The organism is Ruegeria sp. YTSA075 (assembly GCF_059610245.1).
The window spans coordinates 77,312-102,621 of sequence record NZ_JBXWNG010000003.1; the positions used below are offsets into that span (position 1 = coordinate 77,312).

Consider the following 25,310-nt stretch of genomic DNA (forward strand, 5'->3'; position numbering starts at 1 on the left):
GCGCATGCTGGCTTTGATCGCAGGCACAGGTGTCTTGCCGGATGAGGTTGTGGCCGCTTTGGCGGAGCGCCCGTTGATCTGCGCGATGGAGGGGTTTGAGCCCGATACGCTCAGACCAGACATCGTGTTTCCGCTGGAACAGCTGGGCAGCTTTGTCGCCGAGTTGAACGCGCGCGGTGTAACTGCGCTTTGCATGGCTGGTGCAATTCAGCGACCGGGCGTCGATCCTGCGCGGATTGATGCGGCGACTTTGCCATTGGTTCCGATCTTGCAGAAGGCGATGACCTCTGGCGACGATGGCGCGTTGCGCGCGGTCATCGGTATCTTTGAAGATGCGGGCCTGACGGTCAATGCCGCTCATGAGATCGCACCGGAGCTGCTTCTGTCAGTTGGCTGCCAGACCGAGGCGCAACCATCTGAGGCAGATCTGGCCGATGCGGACCGGGCAGCCGGTGTTCTACGTGCCATGGGCAACGCCGATATCGGGCAGGCGTGCGCCGTGTCCAAAGGGCAGGCTTTGGCCGTTGAAAGCATTTTTGGCACCGCGTGGATGTTGCAATCCTTGACCCAACGTCCGGATGCAGGCGGCGGTATTCTGTTCAAAGCCCCAAAGCCTGCGCAGGATCGGCGGGTAGATTTGCCCGCAATAGGCCCCGAGACGGTGACCAGCGCCGTGGCAGCCGGATTGACCGGTATTGTCATTGAAAAGGGCGGTGTGATGGTGTTGCAGCGCGACCAAGTGATTGCCGAATGTAATCGTCTGGGTCTGTTCTTGTTCGTGCGCGAAAGGGCGGTTTGATGCGCGTCTTTCTGGTCGCCGGTGAACCTTCGGGCGACCGGTTGGGCGGTGCGCTGATGGAAGGGTTGAAGACCCTGCTTCCAGATGTGGAGTTTGACGGGGTCGGCGGGCCACTGATGCAGGCAGAGGGCTTGAACAGTCGGGTCCCGATGTCCGAGCTTAGCGTTATGGGCCTGGTCGAGGTCCTGCCCAAGTTCTTTCATCTGAAACGCCGGATCGCTGAAACCGCACAAGACGTGCTGGACACGCGGCCAGATGTGTTGATCACCATCGACAGCCCAGATTTCTCGCTGCGCGTGGCCAAGATCGTCAAGGCTTCCAGCAACATTCGCACCGTGCATTACGTGGCCCCAAGCGTCTGGGCCTGGCGTCCGGGGCGCGCGGACAAGATGGCCAAGGTGATCGACCACGTTCTGGCGTTGCTGCCCTTTGAGCCGCCCTATATGGAGCGCGCGGGGATGGAGTGTGATTTCGTGGGCCATCCGGTGGTGAACGAACCGGTTGCATCCGAAAAAGACATCCAAGGATTTCGCGCGGATCATGATCTTGGCGACGCGCCCATCGTGCTGGCTTTGCCTGGCTCTCGGCGAGGTGAAGTCGAGCGGCTGGCCCCGATCTTCGGTGCGGCACTGGACCAGTTCCTGAAAGATCGTACCGACACCCGCGTCGTGGTTCCGGCGGTTGCACATATGGTCGATGCGGTTACGGACCACATCAAGGATTGGCCCGGTCGGCCGGTTGTTGTTGATCCGCGCAATTTGCCATCAAACGAGGCGCAGGTGCAGAAAAGAGCAGCCTTTGCCGCCGCCGATCTGGCATTGGCGGCCTCTGGTACGGTCTCGTTGGAATTGGCAGCTCAGGCGACGCCTATGGTGATCGCCTACAATCTGAACTGGCTAACCACGCTGATCGCCAAACGCATGGTCAAGCTGGATACGGTCACTCTGGTCAATCTGGTCTCGGACAGCCACGCAGTGCCTGAATGCTTGCTTGAAGACTGCATCCCCGAAAAGATCGCAGCTGCGTTGGAGCAGGTATCCACAGCGCCAGATACACAGGATCAAGCCATGGCAACGACTATGGAGCGGCTTGGGCGAGGCGGCGAGGCGGCGGGTCTGCGCGCAGCAAGGGCCGTTTTGAACAGAATGAACACGTGATGTTGGATCATGCGATCTTTGCTGCTTCAGCCTTTGTGGCGCAGATCTTGACCAATCTCGACAATCTTGCCGTCTTGGTTGCGCTAATGATGGTATCTGGTCCGCGCCGCGCCATTGCAGGGTTCCTGTTTGCGCAGATGATCGTGATCACCATCGCTTTCCTGCTGGCATTGGGGGTCGATGATGTGGTGCCGCACTGGGCAGGCTATTTGGGAGTGATCCCTTTGGGTCTTGGCTTCATTGGAGTTGTTCGCCAATTCCAGGGAGAAGAGACGCCGCAGGGCGCACACATATCTGCGGGTGCGTCGACCTTGGTGACCATGCTGCTGTTTGTCAGCCTGTCCATGGACACGTTTGCTGTTCTCGCGCCGCTCTTGGCGGATTCCACCCCGAGCTATCGCTTTGCCGGGGTCGCTGGGGCTGTAGCGGCGGCGCTTACCCTGTGCGCGCTTGCACTTTTGGGCGCACGCGCGCCAATCATGGCCGGAGGTTTGGCGCAACGGCTTGAGACGCTTGTGCCTTACGTGATGATCTGCGCCGGGATCTACATCCTCAGCAACTCATGGACTGACGCGATCTAGTACCCGCGCCAGATCCAGCCACCGCCAAAAATGCGGCTGCCTTCATTGGCGTAGAACACACAGGCCTGACCCGGCGAGATCCCTTCCTCGGGCGTCAGCAGCTCCACCTCGGCGGTCGTGTCGGACAGCGGGCGGATAATCGCCTCACGCGGGGGGCGGGTCGAGCGGACTTTGACCGACAGGTGCCATTCGCTGCGCGCGGTGAAGGGCTCATCCCCCAGCCAGTTGATCTCGCGCACCGGAATGGTTCTGGTCGCCAGCATTTCTTTGGGTCCGACGACAACCTGTTTCTTGTCCACGTCCAGCTTGACCACATAAAGCGGGTCGCTGAGGCCGCCGATGCCCAGGCCGCGGCGCTGACCGATCGTATAGTGAATGACACCATTATGCTGCGCCAATACGCGACCGTCGGCATGTACGATCTCACCCGGTTCCGCCGCACCGGGGCGCAGCTTTTCGATCACGCTGGCATAATCGCCGTTGGGCACAAAACAGATATCCTGACTGTCGGGTTTGTCAGCTACGGCCAACCCATATTGCGCTGCCATTTCGCGCGTTGCGTGCTTTGAGGGCAGGTGCCCCAGAGGGAAGCGCAGAAAGTCCAACTGCTCGGGCGTAGTCGAAAATAGGAAATATGACTGATCGCGGTTCGCGTCCTCGGCGCTGTGCAACTCCGGCCCATTCATACCCATCTTTCGCTGGATGTAGTGGCCCGTGGCCATGCAATCGGCTTCAAGATCTTTTGCGGTTTCCAGCAGGTCCTTGAATTTCACCCGCTCATTGCAGCGGATACATGGCACAGGTGTCGCGCCGGCCAGATAGCTATCGGCGAATTCGTCAATCACCGCGTCTTTGAAGATGTTCTCATAGTCCAGAACGTAATGCGGGAAACCACGCTCTTCGGCCACCCGACGCGCATCATGAATGTCGATCCCGGCACAGCACGCGCCTTTCTTGGCCAACGCCGCGCCATGGTCATAAAGCTGCAGGGTGACGCCGACCACGTCATAGCCCTGATCCGCCAGATAGGCGGCAACAACCGAGCTGTCGACACCGCCAGACATGGCAACCACCACCCGCGTTTCCGAAGGCGGTTTGGCAAAGCCAAGCGAATTGAGTTGGGTCTCGGCGGCGACGGCCATGGCGATTCCAGTCCGGGTTAAGAAAGACCGACAGAATATAGGAAAATTCTACACACTCTCAAGGGGCGGTTTCACGCCACATTAAGTAGGCTGATGGCAGCTTTGTCGCAGCAGGAAAAGGGTAGAAAGATGTATTTGCACAAAGTTGAAGGGCCGCGATCTGTCACCCTGCCGGATGGCACGGTTCTGTCGCGCGCCGATCTTCCACCCGCTGATACACGGCGTTGGGTCGCGTCGCGCAAAATCATCGTTGTGCGCGGGGTTCTATACGGCCTGATCACCTTGTCTGATGCCAAAAAACGCTATGGCATCAGCGATGAAGAGTTCAATACGTGGGTTTCTGCCGTTGCCGAACACGGAATCGATGCATTGAAAGTAACCGCGCTAAAAAAATATCGACAACCTAAAGATGAAAGTGAATAAATGATTCAACGGTAACGCCAGATTAACCATTTTTGATCAGGTTTGAATTGAATTGAAGATTTTTGACCTGAATTGGAGCAGTGAAATGAGAATACTTCTTGTCGAGGATGATCCAACCACATCCAAAAGCATCGAATTGATGCTGACGCATGCAAACCTGAATGTATATGCGACGGATTTGGGGGAAGAAGGGATCGATCTGGCAAAACTCTATGATTACGATCTCATTTTGCTGGACCTGAACCTGCCGGATATGAACGGGCATGAGGTGCTGCGTCAATTGCGGATCGCAAGGGTGGAAACCCCGATCCTGATCCTGTCCGGGGCTGATGATACGGAAAGCAAGATCAAGGGCTTTGGATTTGGCGCGGATGATTATCTGACCAAACCGTTCCATCGCGAGGAACTGGTTGCCCGTATCCATGCGATTATTCGGCGTTCGAAAGGGCATTCGCAATCGGTGATCCATACCGGTCGGGTTGCCGTAAATCTGGATGCCAAAACGGTTGAGGTAGATGGCCAGACCGTGCACCTGACCGGCAAGGAATACCAGATGTTGGAGCTTTTGAGCCTGCGCAAGGGCACGACGCTGACGAAAGAGATGTTCCTGAACCACCTTTATGGCGGCATGGATGAGCCAGAGCTGAAGATCATCGACGTATTCATCTGCAAGCTGCGCAAGAAACTCAGCAATGCCACCGGTGGCGACAATTATATCGAAACAGTCTGGGGGCGCGGTTATGTGCTGCGCGATCCTCAATCCGACAGCATGGACGAGACCCGCATCGCGGTCGGCGCCTGACATCCGAACACTTGTGCCGCCGTTGGTCCAGGGCGGCACCCACACTCACGGCTCAGCAAGTCTGGACCTAGCCATGGCCTCGCCCTATCACTGATGTCCAAGAAGACGTGACAGGGCGAGGCCATGAGCAACTCCATTCCAACAGAAGACCTGACCGAAGATCAGGCCCGTGGCGAGCTTGCACGGCTGGCCGAGCTGCTCGTACGGGCCAATCAATTGTATCACGGCGCAGATGCACCCGAGATATCAGACGCGGAATACGATGCGCTGAAACGGCGGAATGCCGAAATCGAGTCGCGGTTCCCACATCTCAAGCGTGCCGATAGCCCCAGTGATCAGGTCGGCGCCCGCGCGGCAGACGGGTTTTCTAAGGTCACCCATGCGGTGCGCATGATGTCGCTTGGCAATGCGTTCGACGATGAGGATGTGGCCGACTTTGACCGGTCGATCCGAAAATACCTCGGGCTGGATGACGATGCGCAGCTTGCGTATACGGCGGAACCGAAGATCGACGGTCTGTCCCTTTCGTTACGCTACGAAAACGGTAAGCTGGTTCAGGCGGCCACACGCGGTGATGGTGAGGTAGGTGAAAACGTTACGGCCAACGCCCGAACGCTGACTGATGTTCCCCAAACCATCGAAGACGCGCCTGCGATTCTTGAAGTTCGGGGTGAGGTCTACATGTCGCACGCAGATTTTGATGCGCTCAACCTGCGTCAAACCGAAATCGGCGGGAAAACCTTTGCCAATCCCCGAAATGCCGCCGCCGGATCATTGAGACAGCTGGATTCGGAAATCACGCGCGCCCGTCCGCTGCGGTTCTTTGCTTATGCCTGGGGTGAATTATCAGAACCGCTTTCTGACACTCAGAAGGGCGCGATTGACCGCTTGAAAGGCTTTGGCTTCTCAACGAATAATCTGACCCGCGAATGCAAAACCACGGATGAGATCCTGGCCCACTACCGGCAGATCGAAGCACAGCGCGCCACGCTGGGCTATGACATCGACGGTGTCGTCTACAAGGTCAACGATCTGGCGCTGCAGGCACGATTGGGGTTCAGGTCAACCACGCCTCGCTGGGCGATTGCCCATAAATTTCCCGCAGAACTGGCCTGGACCCGGCTTGAAGCAATTGACATTCAGGTTGGGCGAACCGGTGCGCTCAGCCCCGTTGCGCGGTTGCATCCGGTGACGGTGGGCGGCGTCGTTGTCTCAAACGCCACATTGCATAACGAAGATTACATCGCAGGCCGTGACGCCAAGGGCGGCACCATCCGGGACGGAAAGGACATTCGGGTCGGTGATTGGGTACAGGTCTACCGTGCCGGCGATGTGATCCCCAAGATCGCAGATGTCGAAATTTCCAAACGCCCAGATGACGCAGTGCCTTACGATTTTCCAACGCGATGCCCCGAATGCGGCAGCGAGGCAATCCGCGAAGAAGGCGATGCGGTACGGCGCTGCACGGGTGGCCTGATTTGCCCCGCGCAAGCTGTTGAAAAGCTGAAGCATTTCGTCTCGCGCAAGGCCTTTGACATTGAAGGCCTGGGCGCAAAGCAGATTGAGATGTTTTATGAAGATCCTGAGTTGCCGATCAAAACGCCAGTCGACATCTTCACGCTGCAACAACGCGATGCGGGCAATCTGACCAAATTGGCCAACCGCAAGGGCTGGGGCGCGCAAAGCGCGGGCAATCTTTGGGCCGCAATTGATGAAAAGCGCAATATCGGGTTCGGGCGTTTGCTGTTTGCTTTGGGCATTCGCCACATGGGTGAGGCCGCGTCGAACCTAATCGCCACTCACTATGGCAGTTGGGCCGAGTTTGAGACTGCCGTGACCGCAGCGGCCACCTTCGAAGGGCCCGAATGGGAAGAGCTGCTGGGCATCGACGGAGTCGGTGAGGTCATGGCCCGCGCGTTGGTTTCAGCCTTTGCGCAACAAGCGGAACGGGCCAGCATCGATGATCTAGTCGCCCAGTTGCAGGTAGAAGAGGCAAAGCGCCCCGACACCACTGACAGCCCGGTTGCGGGTAAAACCGTCGTCTTCACCGGAACGCTTGAAAAGATGACCCGCGCCGAAGCCAAGGCCCGGGCTGAGGCGTTGGGTGCTAAGGTCTCTGGCTCGGTCAGCAAGAAAACGGATCTGCTTGTCGCGGGGCCGGGTGCCGGGTCCAAAGCCAAGAAAGCCGCAGAGCTAGGCATAGAAACACTGGATGAGGATGGCTGGCTACAGCTGATTAACGGCGCATGAGTGGACGGCCCGAACAGCTATTCCCTTTGTTTGCCGGGTTGGAAACGTTAGAGGGTGTCGGCCCCAAAACGGCGCAGGCCATGGCGCAAAGCGGGATCGAAAGCCCGCGTGATGTGCTGTTTGGTCTGCCTTATGCGGTGGTTGACCGGCGTCGGCGCGAAACCATTCAAGGCGTTGATTTACCATCGACTTTGACAGTTGAGGTAACCGTTGGCGTGCACAGACCACCACGTAACAAAGGTGGTGCTTATCGGATTCATGTCGAAGACAGTCAGGCCGATTTCCAACTCGTGTTCTTCCACGCGCGGGGCGATTATCTGAAAAAACTGCTACCGCAGGGATCGCGCCGCGTGATCTCGGGCAAGCTGGAGCTGTTTGATGGTATGGCGCAAATGGTCCATCCCGATCATATGCTGCCGGTTGAGCAGGCACAGGATATCCCTGAATTCGAACCGGTGTATCACCTGACCCAAGGCGTTACCCAAAAGACCGCATTTAAAGCCGTCCGCAGCGCTTTGGCCCGCGCGCCAGACCTGGCCGAATGGGCCGATCCGGCCCAGGTGGCGCAACAGAAGTGGCCAGGTTGGAAGAGCGCTGTCGAGGCAGCGCATAATCCGCAGGGCGCCGATGATGTGGCGGCGTTTTCACCCGCAAGAGAGCGCCTGGCCTATGATGAGCTTCTGGCCCATCAGTTAACGCTGGCTTTGGCGCGCCAGATTGAGCGTAAAGCGCGGGGCATCGTCAGTGCTGGAACCGGCGCGTTGCAATCGAAGGTCTTGGGTAGCCTGCCTTATCGTCCAACCGGGGCTCAGACCCGCGCCATCGAAGAGATTTCTACCGATATGGCGTCGGATGCGCGGATGAACCGTCTGTTGCAGGGCGATGTCGGTGCGGGGAAAACGCTGGTCGCTTTTATGGCGCTTCTGATCGCGGTCGAAGCTGGCGGGCAGGGCGTAATGATGGCCCCGACCGAGATATTGGCGCGGCAGCATCTGGAAGGATTGCGCCCTCTGGCTGAAGAGGCTGGCGTGGTGCTGGAAATCCTGACCGGGCGCGACAAAGGGGCTGAGAGGCGGGCGAAACTGGCTGCCCTGAAAACTGGGGATATTCAGATTCTTGTCGGCACACATGCCGTTTTTCAAAATGACGTGGAGTTCGGCTCTTTGCGGCTTGCCATCGTTGACGAACAGCATCGGTTTGGTGTGCGCCAGCGGATGGAATTGTCAGAAAAGGGGCAGGGCGCGGATGTACTGGTGATGACGGCCACGCCAATCCCGCGCAGCTTGGCATTGGCGCAATATGGCGACATGGATGTCTCGGTATTGGATGAAAAGCCGCCCGGTCGGAAGCCGATCAAGACCGCCATTGTCAGCACGGGCCGTATGGATGAGGTCGTCGCGCACCTACGTCGCGCGATTGATGACGGGCGGCAGTGCTATTGGGTCTGTCCTTTAGTGGACGAATCCGAGGTATCGGACCTGACGGCCGCCGAAGAACGGTTCAAACGCCTGCGTGCTATTCTGGGTGAAGGTGTTGTCGGTCTTGTACATGGCCAGATGCCGCCAGCCGAGAAAGACGCGGCCATGGCGGCCTTTCAAACCGGTGACACCAAAGTTTTGGTGGCCACGACTGTCATCGAAGTCGGCGTAAACGTGCCCAACGCCACGATCATGGTGATCGAACGGGCCGAAATCTTCGGTCTGGCGCAGTTGCACCAATTGCGCGGGCGTGTGGGCCGGGGCGACGCGGATTCAACCTGTTTGTTGATGTATCAACCGCCGCTCAGCGAAGGTGGGCGCAAACGACTGGAAGTGCTGCGAGAAACAGAGGATGGCTTCCGTATTTCAGAAACCGATCTGCAGATGCGCGGCGCAGGTGATCTGATCGGTACCGCCCAATCAGGATTGCCAAAGTTTCGCATTGCCGATCTCGAACGGCAGGCCGGGTTGATGGCGGTGGCGCAATCGGATGCCCGCGCGCTGCTGGGTAAAGACCCAAAACTGACCTCGGACCGGGGTAAGGCCGCGCGCGTTCTGCTGTGGCTGATGAAACAGGATCAAGCGATCCGTTTGATTTCAGTGGGTTAGGTTGATAATCCCTTAAAGTTCACAAATGTTCTCAAAAAGTTCTTTACCGACTCGGAGAAATATGAGAACAAAAGGTCAACAAAGGATTAAATCTTCGACCGGAGGTGACCCAATGCTGACCCAGATCAAGATCGCGATTAGCCGTTCGCACACGACAATCCTGCAGGATGTCGCGGGGGTGGCGTCCTTGGTTGTCATGCTGATGGTTGCCCTTCACCTTCCGGTTGGATTCTAAACCTTTCTGCCTGCGATCTCGTGCCGATCAACCCGCGCCTGTCATCCCCATTACGATCAAGGGTGACCTGCCTGTCCCAAACCCCTTGAAGGGGCCATGCCTCGGCCCCGCGCGGTGTTCCGGACCCCACGCGAGACACGCATAGACTGCCGCCGCCCTTCCCGCCCGGAAGGAGCGGCGGTTTTTTTATAGCTGACCAGTTTTTATGATTTCCAGCATGGCCGACAAAACCGAATTGACGGCGACCGAGGCCAGGATCATGCCCATCACGCGGCTGATGATGGCTGCCCCGGAATGACCGATCAGGCGAATGATCGGCTCTGCCAGCAACATCAGAACAAAGGCGATCACCAGCACAGACAACATGACCAAGGCGGTGATGCCCTGATCTGCCGCGCTGTAGCGGTTGTTGTCGGTCAGAATGACGATCGCCAGCATCGCTCCGGGTGAGGCGAGGGAAGGTACTGCCAGCGGAAAAATCGCCGGATTGTGCTTATGGGTCGTATCCTCTTTGTCATCCTCGGCTGCGCGCTGTTCAATGTCCTGCTTGCTTTCCCCAAAAATCATGGTCAACGCGAACAGGAACAGGATGATGCCACCGGCAACCTGAAACGAGTTCAATCCGATATCCAGCGCTTCGATCAAAAGCTGACCAAAGACCAGGAAGAACAGCAGCACACCGGCACTGATCAGGGCGGCCAGAACGGCGACCCGCCTGCGGGCCGATGCCGCAAGACCTGCGGTCACTGCGATGAAAACCGGGATTGTACCGATGGGGTCAATCACGACCCATAGGGTTACAAAATGCTCAAGTAAATTATTCAAACCAAACCCCTCTAACCAGTTGTGGAGAGGTTAGACGGGAACGTGTGAAAAAGCTACGCTCAGGCGCAGTTGGCCTGTTCGGCAAGTGCAATGGCTTCGGCCGTGGCGTCCAGACACAGCAGGATCGAGGCATGGCGGTTTTTATATTCTCGCGCCGGCATCAGAACCTCTAGCCCATCAAATGGCGCATCAGGAACCGAGCCGTCCTTTTTCAACATCGCTGCAAGCTGATCTCGCGCCGTTTCGATCTGCGCCCGTGTCGCGCCGATCACCGCGTCCCCAACAACCGAGGCCGAGGCCTGACCCAGCGCGCAGGCTTTGACATCCTGCCCAAAGGCACTGACACGCCCATCCTGCAGTTTCACATCCACGGTCACAGTTGACCCGCACAAGGGCGAGCGTTTCTTAACCGTTGCATCGGGATGGTCCAATCGTTCGAGATGGGGGATATCTGCGGCCAGCGCAAGAATTCTTGCCGAGTACAGCTTAATCAGATCGTTTTCGCCACTCATGGCTTTCCCTCGTTGCGTGTTCCCCATACATAGTGGCCAGCCCTTGGGATGCAAAAGGTTTTTCTGATGACTGATCCAATTGTGTTTGACCCCGCAACCTTGAAATACAACGAGGCAGGGCTGGTTCCAGCCATCGCGCAAGATCATGTATCGGGCGAGGTTCTGATGATGGCCTGGATGAACGCACAAGCGATTGAACGCACCCTGGAAACAGGTCGGGTTACCTATTGGTCAAGGTCACGGCAGTCCTTCTGGATCAAGGGCGAGTCTTCGGGTCATACGCAAGAGTTGATCGATTTCCGTGTTGATTGTGACCGGGATTGTCTTTTGGTTCTGGTCGATCAGAAAGGTCCTGCCTGTCACACGAACCGGCGCAGCTGCTTCTATACCGCTATCCGGGACGGGGATGAAACCGAGTTGATGAAACCGATGGAATGAAGGACCCGCACGGCCATCCTTGGGAACGCCTATGCCTAACACTAATTAGGTTGGTCAAAGACCAATCATCGCGCGGATGTCTTCGGGGCTTGCACCGTCGGATTTGTATTTCGATATCGCGCGGGCATCGTCTCGTTTCGCCAGGCGCTTGCCTGCGTCGTCACGGATCAAATCGTGGTGGAAGTATTCGGGTACTGGCAGCTCCAAAAGGGCCTGTAACAGGACGTGGATGCGCGTGGCATCGAACAGGTCCTGACCGCGCACAACCCGCATGATCCCTTGCGTGGCATCATCCAAAACGACGGACAGATGATACGAGGTGCCCATACCGCGGCGGGCCAGAACGACATCTCCGATCGCTGTGATCAACTCTTCCGGCGAGAAACGGACTGTTCCGGTTTCGCCTTTGGGGCCTGTGCCATGTTCGGTGAACTGTCCGGCTAAGGCATTACTGTCAAAAACGTGTTGCGCCGCTTTGGCCATATCCAGGCGCAGCGCTTCGTTTTGTGAGCGGGGTGTATCTTCTGAATTAGGTATGCGGTGCCGACATGTGCCCGGATAGATCACACCATCAGGGCCCAATAAGGGTGCGCCTTCCTGAGGGGCGCTGACCGCTGCGGCGATATCTTTGCGGTTGCAGCTACACGGGTACAGAAAGCCGCGCCGCCAGAGTTCATCCAGCGCTGCATCGTAGATTGCCTGACGCTGGGATTGGCGCATGACGGGCTTGGGCCAGTGCAGGCCGAGCCATGTGAGGTCGTCATAGATCTGCGCCTCCCAGTGCGGGCGCGATCTGGATTGATCGATATCTTCAATCCGCAGCAGAAATTCACCACCCTCAGACGCCGCCATATCATGGGCCAGCAACGCCGAATAAGCGTGCCCCAGATGCAAAGGACCCGTCGGAGATGGCGCGAAGCGCGTGGTGAATGTCACGTCTTTTCTAATACATACACGTCGGACTTCATGTCCAGACCCGGCAAATGAGGACCGTGTTCGCGGAACAAAAGTCGTGCCGCACCCATATCCAACCAGTCGTTCAGCCGCGCTGTATAGGTGTGATCCGCGAGTGTGTGATCGTTGAAGGAAAATGACAACATTCCACCTTTGGGCAGCGCATGCATCAGCATATCCAGCGTTTCAGGCGGGGCTGCACCTGCGCCGATAACGCCGATTGCCGTGATCGCGGTATAGGCACTGCTGGTAAGCGGTGCTGGATCGGAGATTTCAAAGCTGGACAGGGTTCTGTACACCCCTTTGGTTTTTGCGACTGCCAGCATGTTCGCGGTTGGGTCCATGCCGTCGATGACTTCGAACCCGGCATTTCGCAACGCGACCCCTGACAGACCGGTGCCGCAGCCGTAGTCCAGAACAGGCGTCTGCGCTTCGGGCTTTTGCGACCAAAGCGCCTGTGCCACGCGATCAGGGGTAGCATAGCCTTGCTCGGCCACTTCGGCCTCATAAGTCGCAGCCCATTTTTGGTAGTGCGCCTCAGTCTGTTCGGGGGTTTCCAGATCGTAGGTGCTTTTGAAGAATTCGTCGTTCATATGCCTATGGTAGGCTGATCCTTCGCGCTTCGTCCAGTCAGCAAGCAGCCAACCAGTTGTTCCATTCCGTTTTGGCGCGGTCTGTGTAGGCTTTGTAACGGTCCTTGCGCCCTCGACGACCGCCTTTCAGGCCATCGACCGGGCGGAACAGGCCGAAATTCACATTCATCGGTTGAAAGGTCTTTGCCTCGGCTCCGCCAGTGATGTGGTGGATCAAAGCGCCCATCGCGCTGTCTTGTGGCACTTCGGGCAGCGCATGCCCCAGAAACTCGGCAGCCGCAAGTCGCCCTGCCAAAAGACCCATCGCGGCGCTTTCGACATATCCCTCGACCCCAGTGATCTGACCGGCAAAGCGGATATTCGGTTTGGATTTCAACCGCATCTGCGCGTCCAGCAAAGTGGGCGAGTTGATAAAGGTGTTGCGATGGATACCGCCCAAGCGCGCGAAGCTCGCTTTTTCCAGGCCGGGGATCATGCGGAACACCTCGGTTTGTGCGCCGTATTTCATCTTGGTCTGGAAGCCCACAATATTAAACAGCGTGCCCAAGGCATTGTCGCGACGCAATTGCACCACGGCATGAGGTTTCACGTCCGGTTGGTGCGGATTGGTCAGGCCAACGGGCTTCATGGGACCGTGGCGCAGGGTTTCGCGACCGCGTTCAGACATGACCTCGATCGGCAGGCAGCCGTCGAAGTAACCGGCTGTCTCGCCTTCGTGGAATTCGGTTTTGTCGGCGGCCAGCAGGGCATCAATGAACGCCTCATACTGATCCCGGTCCATAGGGCAATTCAGATAAGCCGTCCGCTCCTCTTCGGTTTCGCCCTTGTCATAGCGTGACTGCATCCAGGCCTGACTCATGTCGATGCTGTCTGCATAGACGATGGGTGCGATGGCATCAAAAAAGGCCAGCGATTCCGCGCCGGTTTCGGCCCGGATCGCCTCACCCAGAGCCGGAGAGGTCAGGGGGCCGGTGGCGAAGATCCAATGCCCGTCATCGGGAAGGGATGTTACCTCTTCATCCGTCACGGTTATACGGGGGTGGGCGCGCAGCTTGGCGGTGACATCCTCGGCAAACGGATCGCGGTCGACGGCCAGCGCGCCACCGGCGGGCAAGCGGTGCGCATCGGCTGTGGTCATGATCAAACCGTTTGCCGCGCGCATTTCCCAATGTAGCAACCCAACGGCATTCTGCTCATCATCGTCGGACCGGAATGAATTCGAACACACCATCTCTGCCAGATTGCCAGTCTGGTGTGCGAACGTGCCGATAGTGGGGCGCATTTCATGGATGACTACATCCACGCCCATCTCTGCGGCTTGCCATGCGGCCTCGGACCCGGCCATGCCGCCGCCTACGATATGCAAAACTTGTGTCATGCGCTGCCACATAGGGCAGGGGGTAGGCAGACGCAACTCACGCATCTGTATTTAGCGCTGATTTTCAGGAGGGGTCTTGGGGTCGCCGCTGCGGGAATGTCAACGCTGGTGAGAGAAACCAGCTCGGAGGGACCTTCCGCCCACGGCGACCCAAAAGTATGTCTGAGGCCTCGGCCTCGTCTCAGCTTTGCCACAGTGCTGCCCTTTTGAAAAGTGCTAAAATGAAAACAGTGGCAAAAAAAGTGCCTGACAATTGCGTTATTGGGTCCAATTCGGGGGGCGTTTCTCGATAAAGGCGGAAATGCCTTCTTCTGTATCCCGATGCAGCATATTCTGCGCCATTATCTCTCCGGTATAGGCATAAGCCTGATCCAGCGGCATCTGAACCTGTTGATAAAACGCTTCTTTCCCGATTTTCACAGCGCTTCCCAACTTACTGGCCAGCTGCTCTGCAAGCGAGATTGTCTCATGTTCCAGCAGCATTTCAGGGACGACGCGATTGACCAACCCTAGTTCTGCTGCGCGTTCTGCTGTGATGAAATCACCGGTTGTCAGCATCTCAAAGGCCAGTTTTCTAGGAATATTGCGGCTGAGTGCAACCATAGGCGTCGAACAGAACAGGCCGATATTCACGCCATTCACGCCAAACCGGGTGCCTTCGGCTGCAACTGCCAGATCACAGGTCGCCACTAACTGACAGCCCGCCGCTGTCGCAATGCCGTGCACCTGCGCGACAACGGGCTGCGGCAGGGACTGGATCGACATCATCATCTTGGCACAACGTTCAAACAGATCCTGAAAATAGGCCTTGCCGCCATCCTCGGATTGCCGGCCTGCAGTCATCTGTTTCAGGTCATGCCCGGCGCAGAAGGCTTTGCCCGCACCCGACAGGGTAATGGCGCGGATCGATCTGTCCTCGCGCAGTTTGTCGAACTCGGCTTGCAGGGCCGCCAGCATCTCATCGCTCAGGGCGTTCAACCGATCCGGCGCATTCAATCGAAGCTGCGCGACCGCGCCAGTGTCGTTACGTTCCAAAATTGCCATCTTGCCCTCCTGCTGGCTGTTGGGCCAACTCTAGGGTGCAAGATGCAGGAGGGGAAGCATGGGATTGGCGCTGAATAAAGACGAACTGTCACAATACCTGGCCGAGGTATTCCCACAGGTCCATAAGGACTTCGTGGTCGAGGCGCTGGATGAAGACAGCATTACCATGCGCCTTGTTGTGGCAGATCGTCACTTGCGCCCCGGTGGCACAGTGTCTGGTCCTTCGATGTTCGGGCTGGCAGATGTCTGTGTTTACGCCATGGTTCTGGCGCGCAAAGGTCGCCAGTCGCTTGCCGTAACAACCAACAGTTCGCTGGATTTTCTGCGAAAGCCCGAAGGCGGCAAAGATCTGATTGCTACATGTCGGTTGCTGAAACTCGGGCGCAGCCTGGCTGTTGGGGATGTGCTGATCTACTCAGAAGGCTCAGATCAGCCCGTTGCTCGCGCCAGTATGACCTATTCGCTACCACCGGCGGGGTCGGCTGCGGCCAAGTTTGGATAAAAAAAGGCCGGGGATAAACCCCGGCCCAGGAAGAGGTCCCAAAAAAATGGGACTGGGGATCAATCAGAGCTGCCAGAAATGGCGGCTTACTTCACGTTTGGCCTGCATTGGGGTCAGGCCCACATCCTCTAGAAGCCGATCATCAAGATAGCTCAGGTTAATGCGACTGCGACGACGGCGTTCCCATTGAGTGACCGCCGCCGCAAACCGCACGGCCAGCGCGGCGATCAGCGGCAACCGGGGGCTGTCGTTCAGCAGCAAGAGGGCGGGGTTGTGCATTGTGCGTGTCATCTCAGTATTCCTTTCCAATTGTATTGACACAAAGTATTGATGTTCGATATATGTATTTGATACATTCGAGATTGTGTCAAACGCAAAGGAAGAATTGTAATGGATACAATTTGGCCGAACACGCTGCCAAAATCCAAGGGGCCAAAGTACACTCTGGTTGCTGATACAATACGAAAAGCTATTTATAATAAATCCTTAGGTATCGGCGTTAAACTACCGCCGGTGCGGGAACTGGCGTATCGATTGCAGATTACACCCGGCACTGTCGCGCGCGCCTATACGATTCTCACCGATGAGGGTTTGCTACAAGCCGAGGTCGGACGTGGTACATTCGTAGCCCCACCGAAATCACCGATTCTGGATGATGTCTGGTCCAGGCAATTACATCTGGCCGAGGCGCAGAACACCAACCACGTCAGCCTGTTCAGTCCCAGGCTGGTGGATATGGGGCAGGTGTCGTTGATCCGCGAATGTTTGCAGAAAGTCTCTCAATCCGATCCCGCGTTGTTCATGAACTATCCCACGCGCGATGCGTATCAGCCCATGCGCCGGGCGGTGGTTGATTGGCTGTCGGATCTTCCGCTGGGCCCGCTGAACGATGATGACATCGTTCTGACCCATGGGGGGCAGAACGGGCTGTGTCTGGTGTTTCAAACCATCCTGCAAGGCCCTAAACCGGTCGTTCTGGTCGAGGACCTATCGTACGCCGGTTTCCGTCGTGCAGGAGAATTGATGCGCGCCGATGTAGTCGGTATTCGGATGGATAAATGGGGCATTGATCCAGGAGCCATGGAGCATGTTCTGCGCCAGACCCCGGCGCAGGCGGTGTGCGTATCACCTGAGGTTCAAAACCCAACCGCGACGCACACCCCCCTAGAAAGGCGCAAAGAAATCGTCGAGATAGCGCGGAAATTCGATGTGCAGATCGTTGAGGATGATTGCTATCGAATGGGTGATGCCAAAGAACCCAGCTTCCGCGCCCTCGCACCCGAACGTGGTTGGCATGTGTCTTCAATCTCAAAAATTCTAACGCCTGCATTACGGGTCGGCTTTGCCATCGCGCCCAGAGAACGCAGCGTGGGTCTGCGCCGGTCTGCCGAATACGGGTATTTCGGATTGGCTCAGCCACTGGCTGAGTTGACCCGTTTGCTTCTGTCTGATCCACGAACACGCCAGATTGCGCAGAATGTGCGTAGCAAAATGACTGAATATGTTCACATAACGGTAAACGCTCTGGGCGGGTTCGATCTGAACTGGGCGCCCGATGTTCCGTTCGTCTGGCTGAACCTACCATCGGGCTGGCGCGCTGCCGCCTTTAGCCGTGCGGCTGAAAGGGAAGGGATACAGTTGCGTTCTGCGGATGAATTCGCCCTTCGGGACGGTCGCGCACCAAACGCGGTGCGCATTGCCATGAACGGGCATGTCTCGCTGCAGCGATTTGAAGACGCGATGATGCGCCTGCGTGCGTTGCTGGACAATCCGCCGGAACAAATCAGCGTTTAAGTTGGGGTAAAATGATACCTAATTTATAAGATATTGAAATAGAACGATAATAACTTGTTTGTGCGTATTGACCCGGTTGTTGTGTAGGTCTAAACCCCATCCATCGAATTCGGGCCGCTCTGTTCCAGGGCGGTCTTTCACATCAAACAGGACTATCCTGCCATGAAAACCTTTTCTGCAACACCTGCAGACATCGACAAGAAATGGATCCTGATCGACGCCGAGGGTGTTGTTCTGGGCCGTCTTGCCTCGATCGTCGCCATGCGCCTGCGTGGCAAGCACAAAGCGTCGTTCACTCCGAACATGGACATGGGCGACAACGTCATCGTGATCAACGCTGACAAAATCCAGATGACCGGCAAGAAGCGCGAAGAGAACTTCTACTGGCACACTGGCCACCCGGGCGGCATCAAGTCGCGCACCAAACAGCAGATCCTCGAAGGCGCACACCCCGAGCGCGTCGTGACCCAGGCGGTCAAGCGCATGCTGCCGGGCAACCGTCTGGCGCGTCAGCAGATGACCAATCTGCGCGTTTACGCCGGTGCCGAGCATCCTCATGAGGCGCAAGCGCCCGAAGTTCTGGACGTGAAGTCCATGAACAAGAAAAACACCCGGAGCTAATGACCGATGGCTGATCAGATCAATACTCTCGAAGAGCTGAGCGCCGTCGCAGGCGTTGAAACCGTAGCCGAAGAAGCCATCGTGCGCGAACCCGTACGTGACGAGCTGGGCCGTTCCTACGCCACTGGCAAGCGTAAAGACGCTGTTGCCCGCGTTTGGATCAAGCCGGGTTCCGGCAAGGTCACCGTGAACGGCAAAGACCAGGACAAGTACTTCGCTCGTCCGGTTCTGCAGCTGATCTTGCGCCAGCCGTTCCAGGTTGCTGGTGTGGAAGGTGAGTTCGACGTTGTTGCAACCGTCAAAGGCGGTGGCCTGACCGGTCAGGCCGGTGCGGTCAAGCACGGCATTTCCAAAGCGCTGCAGTTGTACGATCCCAGCTTGCGTGGCGCACTGAAAGCCGCTGGCTTCCTGACCCGCGACAGCCGCGTTGTGGAACGTAAGAAATACGGTAAGCGCAAAGCGCGTCGCTCGTTCCAGTTCTCGAAGCGTTAATCGCTGCGAATATTCCAAAAGGAAAGGGCTCGCATCTGCGAGCCCTTTTGCTTTGTTAGTTTGAGTGGTCTACTCCTCATAAACGAGGTTCCAGGCCCCGTTCTCAACCATGTTCACAAAGACTGTATCAGCGCCCTGATGATCGTCCGCGCTGTACGAGATATGATTGCCGACCAACTCATCCGTATAGTCCAGCGTTTCCATCGCGGCGATAAAGCTGTCATGGGTCAGGTCGGGGCCGGCGGCTTCCAACGCTTTGACCATCATTTCCGCAGCGGCATAGCCCAGCATTGCAAAGCCAACCGGGTCTTCGCCTGTGGCAGCCTTGTACTCCTCGATAAACGCGGCAGGGACGGGCTCATCCGCGCGCGCCCATAGGTCCTGCCAGGATGCAGCGGCGTAGAACCCATCGGTTACACCACCTGGAACCTGCGCCACAACGGTCAGGAAACTGGCCGATGTGCCTAGGAATTTCATATCCGTCAGGCCCATCTTCTTGGCCGTTCCCACAACGGTAATCGCCTGACGCACCCCAAGCGCGATGGTGACGATATCACAGCCATCTTCCTTAAGCTTGCTCAGCGAGCCAACAAAATCCGTTTCATCCGGTTTGTGCGTGGTTTCCGAAGCAAATGAGATACCTGCCTCTTCCGCGCCCGATTTGCTACCGTCCAGGATTTCCTCACCAAAATCGGTAGGTAGATACATGGTGCAAACAGTCTGCGATCCGAACTCGCCCGCGAGGTATTTCACGCCAACGCGCGCCTGGTCGTAATAGGTTGAAAACGAAGTGAACTTGTTCCTGACCGGCTCTTGCAGCATTTGCCGTGCAGCGGTCAGGGGGGCAACGTTGGGAATGCCTTTCGGATCCAGCAATTTGAATCCGGCCAGGTTCATCGGCGTGCCCAGCGATTGCAGCATTGCGAATACCTTGTCGCGGTTCAGCAGCTTATTATAGCCCTGCATCGCGCGCGGCATCTGATAGCCGTTGTCCTCGACCACGTAGCGGATCGTGCGACCATGCACGCCGCCCGCTGCATTGACCCGATCAAAGACGACATTCGCGCCTTTGGTGGCCGGAACACCCACGGCGGCGAAAATACCGCTGAGGTCATTGACCGCGCCGATCACGATCTCATCATCGGTCACACCCTGCGTTTGTGCCCAGCCCATTGTGGCCGACGCTGTCAAAGCCGCAACAACTGTTAGCCGGTTTATCAGCTTGCTCATAATTCTCCTCCCGTTTCGTGCTTTGGTTAAGTGTACATGTCTTCAATCAGATGTGCGTGTTTCTTTTCCACTGCGCCGCGTTTCAGTTTCATCGTCGCGGTCAGTTCTTCATCTTCGGCCGTCAACAACACGTCGATCAGCCTGAAATCCTTGACCTGTTCGACGCGGGCGAAATCCGCGTTTACCGAAGCGACCTCGGCTCCGATCAGCTCTTTGATCTCGGGTGCGGCACAAAGTGAAGCGAAGTTCGAGAAGGGAATTTTCCGGTCCTGCGCGAATTTCTCGACATTCTCCTGATCGATCATGATGAGCGCAGTCAGGAACTTGCGCTGATCGCCAACGATCACGGCGTCCGAGATGTAGTGGCTGAACTTCAGCCGGCTTTCGATCTCGGCTGGGGTGATGTTCTTGCCACCGGCCGTGATGATGATGTCCTTCATTCGACCGGTGATCGAGACATAGCCATCCGTGTCAATCGTTCCAACATCGCCTGTGCGCAGCCATCCATCATCGGTGAAGCTTTCAGCCGTCTTGGCGTTGTTGCGCCAATAGCCCTGAAAGATGTTCAGACCTTTGATCTGCAATTCGCCTTCGTCCGAGACCCGGATATCGCAACCTTCGGCGGCGCGTCCGATGGTTCCTATACGGTTCTGATCGGTGGTGTTCAGTGATGCCAGACCTGCGGTTTCAGTCATGCCGAACCCTTCGACCAGCGGTACACCAATGGCCCAGTACCATTTCAACAATTCAGGCGAGATTGGGGCCGCACCAGATCCGCCTCGGCGCATTTTGTCCATGCCCAGCATCCGCCGCAGGTTGCGCAAAACCAGACGATCCCAAACCCAAAACTGGGCGGCGATACCCGCCGGGACAGGCTGCCCTTTGCTCAGGTACTCAGCCCGCGCCAGACCGGCCTTAACCGCCAGACCAAACGCAATCCGCCCTAAGGGTGTTGCGTCCTGTGACATGATTTGAACCTGAGCATAAATCTTCTCCCACACGCGCGGCACAGCAGTGAACGTGGTGGGTGAGACCTCTTGCAGGTTCGCAAAAACCGTTTCCGGGCTTTCCGCGAAGTTTACCGTGCATTTGGAGGCTAGCGGGAAGTAAACTGAAACATCACGCTCCAGAATATGGCATAACGGCAGGAAACACAGCTGTTCATCGCTGGCCTTGGCAGGCAGCGCCCGCGCGCCGCTTTCCATGGCGGCCAGAATATTCTCATGGCTCAGCATCGCGCCCTTGGGCTGGCCGGTGGTCCCCGATGTGTAGACCAGCAAGGCGGTGTCGGATGGTCGGGCTTGGGCGATTTCTGCTTCGAACCGGCCCGGTTCCTCTGCCTCGGCCTGCTGGCCAAGGGCATAAAGCTGATCGATCATCATACAGCGCGGGTGGTCGAGGTCATGCAGGCCCTCATCTTCGAGGATAATGACCTTTTGCAACTCGGGAACCGCGTCTTTGATCTCAAGAAACTTGTCCAGTTGCTCTTCGTTTTCGACAATCAGAAAGCGGCTGGTACTGTCGGTGATCAGATATTGCACCTGACTGGCTGCATCGGTCGTATAAATACCGGATGAAATCCCGCCGACGCATTGAATGCCCATGTCGAACCAGGCCCATTCCTTGCGGTCCTCGGAGAGGATCGAGACGACCTGACCGCGCTCAAGCCCTAACTTACGCAAGCCAAGCCCGATCCACTTGGCGTGCTGCCAATAGTCGGCCCAGGAGTAGGATCTCCAGATCCCAAGATCTTTTTCCCGATGCGCCGTGCGTTCTTCAAGATCTGCACAGCGGTTCTGGAACAGCTCCGAAATCGTGACCGCACCGTCGACCCGCACGGGGCGCTGCCCAGCGGTTGCGTTAAACTGAACGCCATTGATGTCGATCTGCGGGGGCAGGGGGGTGCTGTCCATCCGCGTCACCTCCACGTCTTTTTGCGTTTCCAACGGCGGTTTTCACGTGCGCCTTCTTCCTGCACGCCCAGATAGAAGTTCTGGATGTCCTCGGATTGCAAAAGCTTATCGGCCGCACCGTCCATCACGATCCGCCCGACCTCCATCACATAACCATGATGGGCCAGTTCCAACGCCGCGTGAGCGTTCTGTTCGACCAGCATCATTGTCATGTTCTGTTCTTCGTTCAGACGTTTCAGAATGCCAAAGATTTCCTGCACCAGCAGCGGTGACAGACCTAGCGAGGGTTCGTCGAGCAGCATGATCTTGGGGCTCGCCATCAGCCCCCGGCCGATCGCCAGCATTTGCTGCTGCCCACCTGACAGCGTCCCGGCCTCTTGCCCGCGACGCTCTTTGAGAACCGGGAAGTAGCTGAACACCATCTCTCGGTCCCGTTCGATCTGGGACTTGTCCTTGGCCGTGTAGGCCCCGAGGCTGAGGTTTTCATTGACCGTCAGCAGGGGAAACACCTCGCGTCCTTCGGGGACATGCACGATACCCTGTTGCACGACCTTATGCGGCTCGGATCCCTGAATATCCTGCCCGTCAAAGGTGATCTTGCCTTTTTCGGGGTCCATGACACCCGAAACCGTTTTCATCAGCGTGGTCTTGCCCGCGCCATTGGCCCCCAGGATCGACACGATCTGACCCGGATGCACATCCAGCGAAACGCCTCGAATGGCCATGATCGGGCCATAGAAGCTTTCGATATTGCGGATTTTCAGGATCGGCTCTCTCATGAGGCTTTTCCCAGATAAGCCTCGACCACGGCAGGGTGGGATTGTACCTCAGCCGGAGTGCCGAGGGCCAGTTTGGCACCGTCGGCCATAGCCAACACGCGATCAGATACGCCCGAAACCAACCCCATATCATGCTCGACCATCAAAACGGTGATCCCCATCTGACGCCGAATGTCATCGATCCACCAGCGCATGTCGATGGTTTCCTCAACCGACAGCCCCGAAGCGGGTTCGTCCAGCAGTAACAACTTGGGATCGGTGGCCAGCGCGCGGGCCACCTCGACCACTTTGCGAACCCCATAAGGCAGGCCCGAGATCATCTTGTCGCGATAGGCTTGCAGATCGAGGAAATCGATGATCTGTTCGGCTTTCTCGCGGTTTTCCAGCTCTTGCCTGCTGGCAGAGGGCAGAAACAAAACCTCGGACAGAAGGTTGGTTTTGCGATGCCGGTGCCGACCGACCAGCAGGTTCTGAAGCACCGTTGCATGTTCGAACAGTTCGATATTCTGGAACGTCCGTGCCACGCCAAATGCAGCCACGCCCGACGGTTTGACCCGCAACAGATCATGATCGTCAAACCGGATCGAGCCTGCGACAGGGTCGTAGAAGCGTGAGATCAGGTTGAATACCGTCGACTTGCCCGCGCCATTGGGGCCGACGATGGCAAAAACTTCGCCTTCTTCAACCTCGAAGGAAAGATTATCGACCGCCGTGACACCGCCGAATTTCAGGGTGACGTTTTCAAACTCAAGCAGGCTCATCTCAGACGCTCCGTCTTGAGATAGGATTTCTGCCGTTTGAACATGTCCTTGCGGTAGAAGGGGAACAACTCGAACCATGTACGGATTTTCAGCCAGCGGCCATACATGCCCAAGGGTTCGAACAGGATGAAGGCGATCAGGATCATGCCGAAGATGCCGAATTCCAGCCCCGGAATGGCGACTGTGCTACCGCCAAAGATCGCGCCGACATATTCCTTGGAAATCGACAGGAATTGCGGCAGGAAGCCAATCACGATGGCCCCCAGAAACGCGCCATGGATCGAGCCCAACCCGCCGATCACGATCATCATCAACAACTGAATCGAAATCAGGACCGAGAAGGTTTCGTTATTGAACGCCCCGGAAAACATACCCATCAGCGCACCGGCCCAACCAGTGACAGCACAAGATAAGGCAAATGAGATCATCTTGGTGCGCGCGATATCAACGCCCATGGCTTGCGCGGAAACCTCTGAATCCCGTACCGCGATAAAGCTGCGCCCCAATGGCGCGCGCAGCAGGTTGATGTAGCCGAGCGTGACCAGAACTGCGACGCAAAGCACCAGCCAGAAGAACGGGGCGGGGGTGCCCCAACGATCGACGCTCAAGCCAAAGATATCGACGCCTCCGATGAATTTGCCCGCGACACCACCGGTTAAGGGTTCGCTCAGAACAATCACGTCATCCATCAGGATCGACAGCGCCATGGTGAAGATCGCCAGATAGATGCCATGCAAGCGTAGGGCAGGGATGGCGACGGTGACTCCGGCTACTCCGGTCAACACACCGGCAAGCGGGAACGCGATCAAAAAGGGCACCCCCGCTTCGATCAGTATCACGTTGGCATAGCAGCCAAACGCCAGAAACGCAGCGTGGCCGAGGCTAACCTGCCCGGTATGCCCCGTCAGGATCATCAGGCCCAAACCAGCGATGGCCCAGATCAGAACATTGGTCAACTCACCAAGATAGAAGTCGTCTAGCCACCACGGGGCCGCTGCGACGACAACAAGCAAGATCAGATAGAGGCTCAGCTGATAGCTGTCTTTCCAAGGGCGGATATCCTGCATGTAATCGGTTTTGAAAACGATACGCATGGCTCAGACTTTCTTGACCCGAACCTGGCTAAACAGGCCATTGGGTCGGAAAATCAGCACGGCCAGCAGCAGCGCATAGGGGGCGACCTGGCTGTATCCGGCGGCGATATAGCGGCTGGCAAAGGGCTCTATCACGCCTACGATCAACCCGCCCGCAAGAGCGCCGGGCAGGCTGCCGAACCCGCCGATCACGGCAGCGGCGAAGGCTTTGATCCCCAACAGGCCGGTGGTCGGGTCCACCGATCCTTTGGCAGCAAAGAGAATGCCCGCGATCCCCGCGACAACCCCGGCAAGCGCCCAGATGAAACCCTGCACGCGCTTGACCGGAACGCCCATATAATAGGCCGCCAACTGGTTCTGCGAGGCACCTTGCATCGCCAGCCCAAGCTTGGTTTTGCTGAAAAACACGTAAAGCCCCCAGGTCAGCAGGATGGTGACGACGATGACGGCCACATCCTCCATCCCCAGAACAAGCCCGCCAAAGCGGACCTCTTTCCCCGCCAGCGGATTTTGCAGGGTATGAGGCTCATGCCCCCAGATCAGCCCCGCGACAAAGCGGATCACAAAGCCCAAGGCGATGGTTAGGATCACAACGGCGGTCTGGCTTTCCCCGAACATGCGGCGGATGATCAGCCGATCCAGCAGATACCCTAGCGCGCCCATGATCCCGAGTGAGATTGGCAACGCCATCCAGAAGGGTAATCCCATATATTCGGTATTCGTCAGGCCAATGGTGACAAAGGCCCCCAACATCATGAAATCGCCCTGGGCGAAATTTACGGCTTCGGTCGCCTTGTAGATCAGAACAAAACCAAGCGCGATCAGGCCGTACACACACCCGTTCGCCAGCCCGCTGATCAGCAGCTGCGCGTTATCCAAGCTTTCCTCCCCATGCCTGTGATCC

Annotated in this window: 26 protein-coding genes and 1 pseudogene; 13 read left to right on the top strand and 14 right to left on the bottom strand. The window is 57.2% G+C overall.

The features are described from left to right. The first annotated feature begins 4 nt into the window (after nucleotides 1-4). From AC2FGE_RS06370 to AC2FGE_RS06380, 3 genes are read left to right on the top strand one after another with little or no spacing between them, the layout of a single operon-like run. Nucleotides 5-799 (top strand): LpxI family protein, encoded by a 795-nt coding sequence (locus tag AC2FGE_RS06370; protein WP_496818379.1) that lies wholly within the window; start codon nucleotides 5-7, stop codon nucleotides 797-799. Beyond that, nucleotides 799-1,956 carry a lipid-A-disaccharide synthase gene (gene lpxB / locus AC2FGE_RS06375; protein ID WP_496818380.1) on the top strand — a complete coding sequence of 386 codons (1,158 nt, stop codon included), beginning with the start codon at nucleotides 799-801 and terminating at the stop codon, nucleotides 1,954-1,956. Before AC2FGE_RS06370 ends, lpxB begins: the two co-directional genes overlap by 1 nt. After that, nucleotides 1,956-2,537: a cadmium resistance transporter gene (locus tag AC2FGE_RS06380; protein WP_496818381.1), complete on the top strand. Its 582-nt coding sequence runs from the start codon at nucleotides 1,956-1,958 to the stop codon at nucleotides 2,535-2,537. Before lpxB ends, AC2FGE_RS06380 begins: the two co-directional genes overlap by 1 nt. Here AC2FGE_RS06380 and mnmA read toward each other — a convergent pair. Then, nucleotides 2,534-3,679, bottom strand: coding sequence for a tRNA 2-thiouridine(34) synthase MnmA (mnmA, locus tag AC2FGE_RS06385; RefSeq protein WP_496818382.1), 1,146 nt, complete (start codon nucleotides 3,677-3,679; stop codon nucleotides 2,534-2,536). The two genes, AC2FGE_RS06380 and mnmA, sit on opposite strands and share 4 nt — an antisense overlap. Before the next feature lie 129 nt (nucleotides 3,680-3,808). Between mnmA and sciP the strand changes: the two genes are divergently transcribed. The 5 genes from sciP to AC2FGE_RS06410 all read left to right on the top strand — a co-directional run bounded on the left by sciP (nucleotide 3,809) and on the right by AC2FGE_RS06410 (nucleotide 9,476). Continuing rightward, nucleotides 3,809-4,102 (top strand): CtrA inhibitor SciP, encoded by a 294-nt coding sequence (sciP, locus tag AC2FGE_RS06390; RefSeq protein WP_170536838.1) that lies wholly within the window; start codon nucleotides 3,809-3,811, stop codon nucleotides 4,100-4,102. Nucleotides 4,103-4,187: 85 nt separating this feature from the next. Then, nucleotides 4,188-4,904, top strand: coding sequence for a response regulator transcription factor CtrA (gene ctrA / locus AC2FGE_RS06395; protein ID WP_496818383.1), 717 nt, complete (start codon nucleotides 4,188-4,190; stop codon nucleotides 4,902-4,904). A gap of 123 nt (nucleotides 4,905-5,027) precedes the next feature. Further along, nucleotides 5,028-7,154, top strand: coding sequence for an NAD-dependent DNA ligase LigA (gene ligA, locus AC2FGE_RS06400; RefSeq protein ID WP_496818385.1), 2,127 nt, complete (start codon nucleotides 5,028-5,030; stop codon nucleotides 7,152-7,154). After that, nucleotides 7,151-9,241, top strand: a complete 2,091-nt coding sequence (recG, locus tag AC2FGE_RS06405) for an ATP-dependent DNA helicase RecG (protein ID WP_496818386.1) — start codon at nucleotides 7,151-7,153, stop codon at nucleotides 9,239-9,241. Before ligA ends, recG begins: the two co-directional genes overlap by 4 nt. 112 nt (nucleotides 9,242-9,353) lie before the next feature. Next, the gene (locus AC2FGE_RS06410) at nucleotides 9,354-9,476 is read left to right on the top strand and encodes a hypothetical protein (protein WP_496818387.1); all 123 of its coding nucleotides are present in this window, start codon (nucleotides 9,354-9,356) and stop codon (nucleotides 9,474-9,476) included. A gap of 186 nt (nucleotides 9,477-9,662) precedes the next feature. On the opposite strand, the gene AC2FGE_RS06415 is transcribed toward AC2FGE_RS06410, so the two are convergent. Further along, nucleotides 9,663-10,301, bottom strand: coding sequence for a MarC family protein (locus AC2FGE_RS06415; protein WP_496818388.1), 639 nt, complete (start codon nucleotides 10,299-10,301; stop codon nucleotides 9,663-9,665). 59 nt (nucleotides 10,302-10,360) lie between these two features. Then, nucleotides 10,361-10,813: an iron-sulfur cluster assembly scaffold protein gene (locus tag AC2FGE_RS06420; RefSeq protein WP_496818389.1), complete on the bottom strand. Its 453-nt coding sequence runs from the start codon at nucleotides 10,811-10,813 to the stop codon at nucleotides 10,361-10,363. A gap of 48 nt (nucleotides 10,814-10,861) precedes the next feature. Here AC2FGE_RS06420 and hisI point away from each other — a divergent pair, with 48 nt between their 5' ends. Further along, nucleotides 10,862-11,251, top strand: coding sequence for a phosphoribosyl-AMP cyclohydrolase (gene hisI / locus AC2FGE_RS06425; RefSeq protein WP_496818390.1), 390 nt, complete (start codon nucleotides 10,862-10,864; stop codon nucleotides 11,249-11,251). A gap of 54 nt (nucleotides 11,252-11,305) precedes the next feature. Here hisI and gluQRS read toward each other — a convergent pair whose 3' ends face one another. The 4 genes and pseudogenes from gluQRS to AC2FGE_RS06445 form a co-directional block, all read right to left on the bottom strand. Further along, on the bottom strand, nucleotides 11,306-12,187 hold the full coding sequence (gene gluQRS, locus AC2FGE_RS06430; protein ID WP_496818391.1) for a tRNA glutamyl-Q(34) synthetase GluQRS: 882 nt from the start codon (nucleotides 12,185-12,187) through the stop codon (nucleotides 11,306-11,308). Further along, complete coding sequence (locus tag AC2FGE_RS06435) at nucleotides 12,184-12,798, bottom strand: class I SAM-dependent DNA methyltransferase (protein ID WP_496818392.1); 615 nt, start codon at nucleotides 12,796-12,798, stop codon at nucleotides 12,184-12,186. The genes gluQRS and AC2FGE_RS06435 overlap by 4 nt, the downstream gene beginning before the upstream one ends. Before the next feature lie 37 nt (nucleotides 12,799-12,835). Next, nucleotides 12,836-14,176: a methylenetetrahydrofolate--tRNA-(uracil(54)-C(5))-methyltransferase (FADH(2)-oxidizing) TrmFO gene (gene trmFO, locus AC2FGE_RS06440; RefSeq protein WP_496818393.1), complete on the bottom strand. Its 1,341-nt coding sequence runs from the start codon at nucleotides 14,174-14,176 to the stop codon at nucleotides 12,836-12,838. Nucleotides 14,177-14,434: 258 nt separating this feature from the next. Continuing rightward, nucleotides 14,435-15,229, bottom strand: a pseudogene (locus tag AC2FGE_RS06445) (enoyl-CoA hydratase); the annotation flags it as partial. A 49-nt stretch (nucleotides 15,230-15,278) separates the two neighbouring features. Here AC2FGE_RS06445 and AC2FGE_RS06450 point away from each other — a divergent pair. After that, nucleotides 15,279-15,722 carry a PaaI family thioesterase gene (locus AC2FGE_RS06450; protein WP_496818394.1) on the top strand — a complete coding sequence of 148 codons (444 nt, stop codon included), beginning with the start codon at nucleotides 15,279-15,281 and terminating at the stop codon, nucleotides 15,720-15,722. Between the two features lie 63 nt (nucleotides 15,723-15,785). Here the strand turns inward: AC2FGE_RS06450 and AC2FGE_RS06455 are convergent, their stop codons facing one another. Further along, nucleotides 15,786-16,013, bottom strand: coding sequence for a DUF1127 domain-containing protein (locus AC2FGE_RS06455; RefSeq protein ID WP_170536815.1), 228 nt, complete (start codon nucleotides 16,011-16,013; stop codon nucleotides 15,786-15,788). A gap of 99 nt (nucleotides 16,014-16,112) precedes the next feature. Here AC2FGE_RS06455 and AC2FGE_RS06460 point away from each other — a divergent pair, with 99 nt between their 5' ends. From AC2FGE_RS06460 to rpsI, 3 genes are all read left to right on the top strand, one after another. Continuing rightward, on the top strand, nucleotides 16,113-17,516 hold the full coding sequence (locus AC2FGE_RS06460; RefSeq protein ID WP_496818395.1) for an aminotransferase-like domain-containing protein: 1,404 nt from the start codon (nucleotides 16,113-16,115) through the stop codon (nucleotides 17,514-17,516). A 162-nt stretch (nucleotides 17,517-17,678) separates the two neighbouring features. After that, complete coding sequence (gene rplM, locus AC2FGE_RS06465; protein WP_039536983.1) at nucleotides 17,679-18,137, top strand: 50S ribosomal protein L13; 459 nt, start codon at nucleotides 17,679-17,681, stop codon at nucleotides 18,135-18,137. 6 nt (nucleotides 18,138-18,143) lie between these two features. Then, nucleotides 18,144-18,629, top strand: coding sequence for a 30S ribosomal protein S9 (gene rpsI / locus AC2FGE_RS06470; protein ID WP_496818396.1), 486 nt, complete (start codon nucleotides 18,144-18,146; stop codon nucleotides 18,627-18,629). Nucleotides 18,630-18,698: 69 nt separating this feature from the next. Here the strand turns inward: rpsI and AC2FGE_RS06475 are convergent, their stop codons facing one another. Genes AC2FGE_RS06475 through AC2FGE_RS06500 form a run of 6 tightly spaced genes read right to left on the bottom strand, consistent with a single transcriptional unit; the run spans nucleotide 18,699 to nucleotide 25,285 of the window. Beyond that, complete coding sequence (locus tag AC2FGE_RS06475; RefSeq protein ID WP_496818397.1) at nucleotides 18,699-19,859, bottom strand: ABC transporter substrate-binding protein; 1,161 nt, start codon at nucleotides 19,857-19,859, stop codon at nucleotides 18,699-18,701. Nucleotides 19,860-19,885: 26 nt separating this feature from the next. Further along, nucleotides 19,886-21,772, bottom strand: coding sequence for an AMP-dependent synthetase/ligase (locus AC2FGE_RS06480; protein WP_496818398.1), 1,887 nt, complete (start codon nucleotides 21,770-21,772; stop codon nucleotides 19,886-19,888). Between the two features lie 5 nt (nucleotides 21,773-21,777). After that, nucleotides 21,778-22,551 (bottom strand): ABC transporter ATP-binding protein, encoded by a 774-nt coding sequence (locus AC2FGE_RS06485; protein WP_496818399.1) that lies wholly within the window; start codon nucleotides 22,549-22,551, stop codon nucleotides 21,778-21,780. Then, on the bottom strand, nucleotides 22,548-23,312 hold the full coding sequence (locus AC2FGE_RS06490; RefSeq protein ID WP_496818400.1) for an ABC transporter ATP-binding protein: 765 nt from the start codon (nucleotides 23,310-23,312) through the stop codon (nucleotides 22,548-22,550). The genes AC2FGE_RS06485 and AC2FGE_RS06490 overlap by 4 nt, the downstream gene beginning before the upstream one ends. Beyond that, nucleotides 23,309-24,406: a branched-chain amino acid ABC transporter permease gene (locus tag AC2FGE_RS06495; protein ID WP_496818401.1), complete on the bottom strand. Its 1,098-nt coding sequence runs from the start codon at nucleotides 24,404-24,406 to the stop codon at nucleotides 23,309-23,311. Before AC2FGE_RS06495 ends, AC2FGE_RS06490 begins: the two co-directional genes overlap by 4 nt. Nucleotides 24,407-24,409: 3 nt before the next feature. Next, nucleotides 24,410-25,285: a branched-chain amino acid ABC transporter permease gene (locus AC2FGE_RS06500; protein ID WP_480549248.1), complete on the bottom strand. Its 876-nt coding sequence runs from the start codon at nucleotides 25,283-25,285 to the stop codon at nucleotides 24,410-24,412. Nucleotides 25,286-25,310 lie beyond the last annotated feature (25 nt).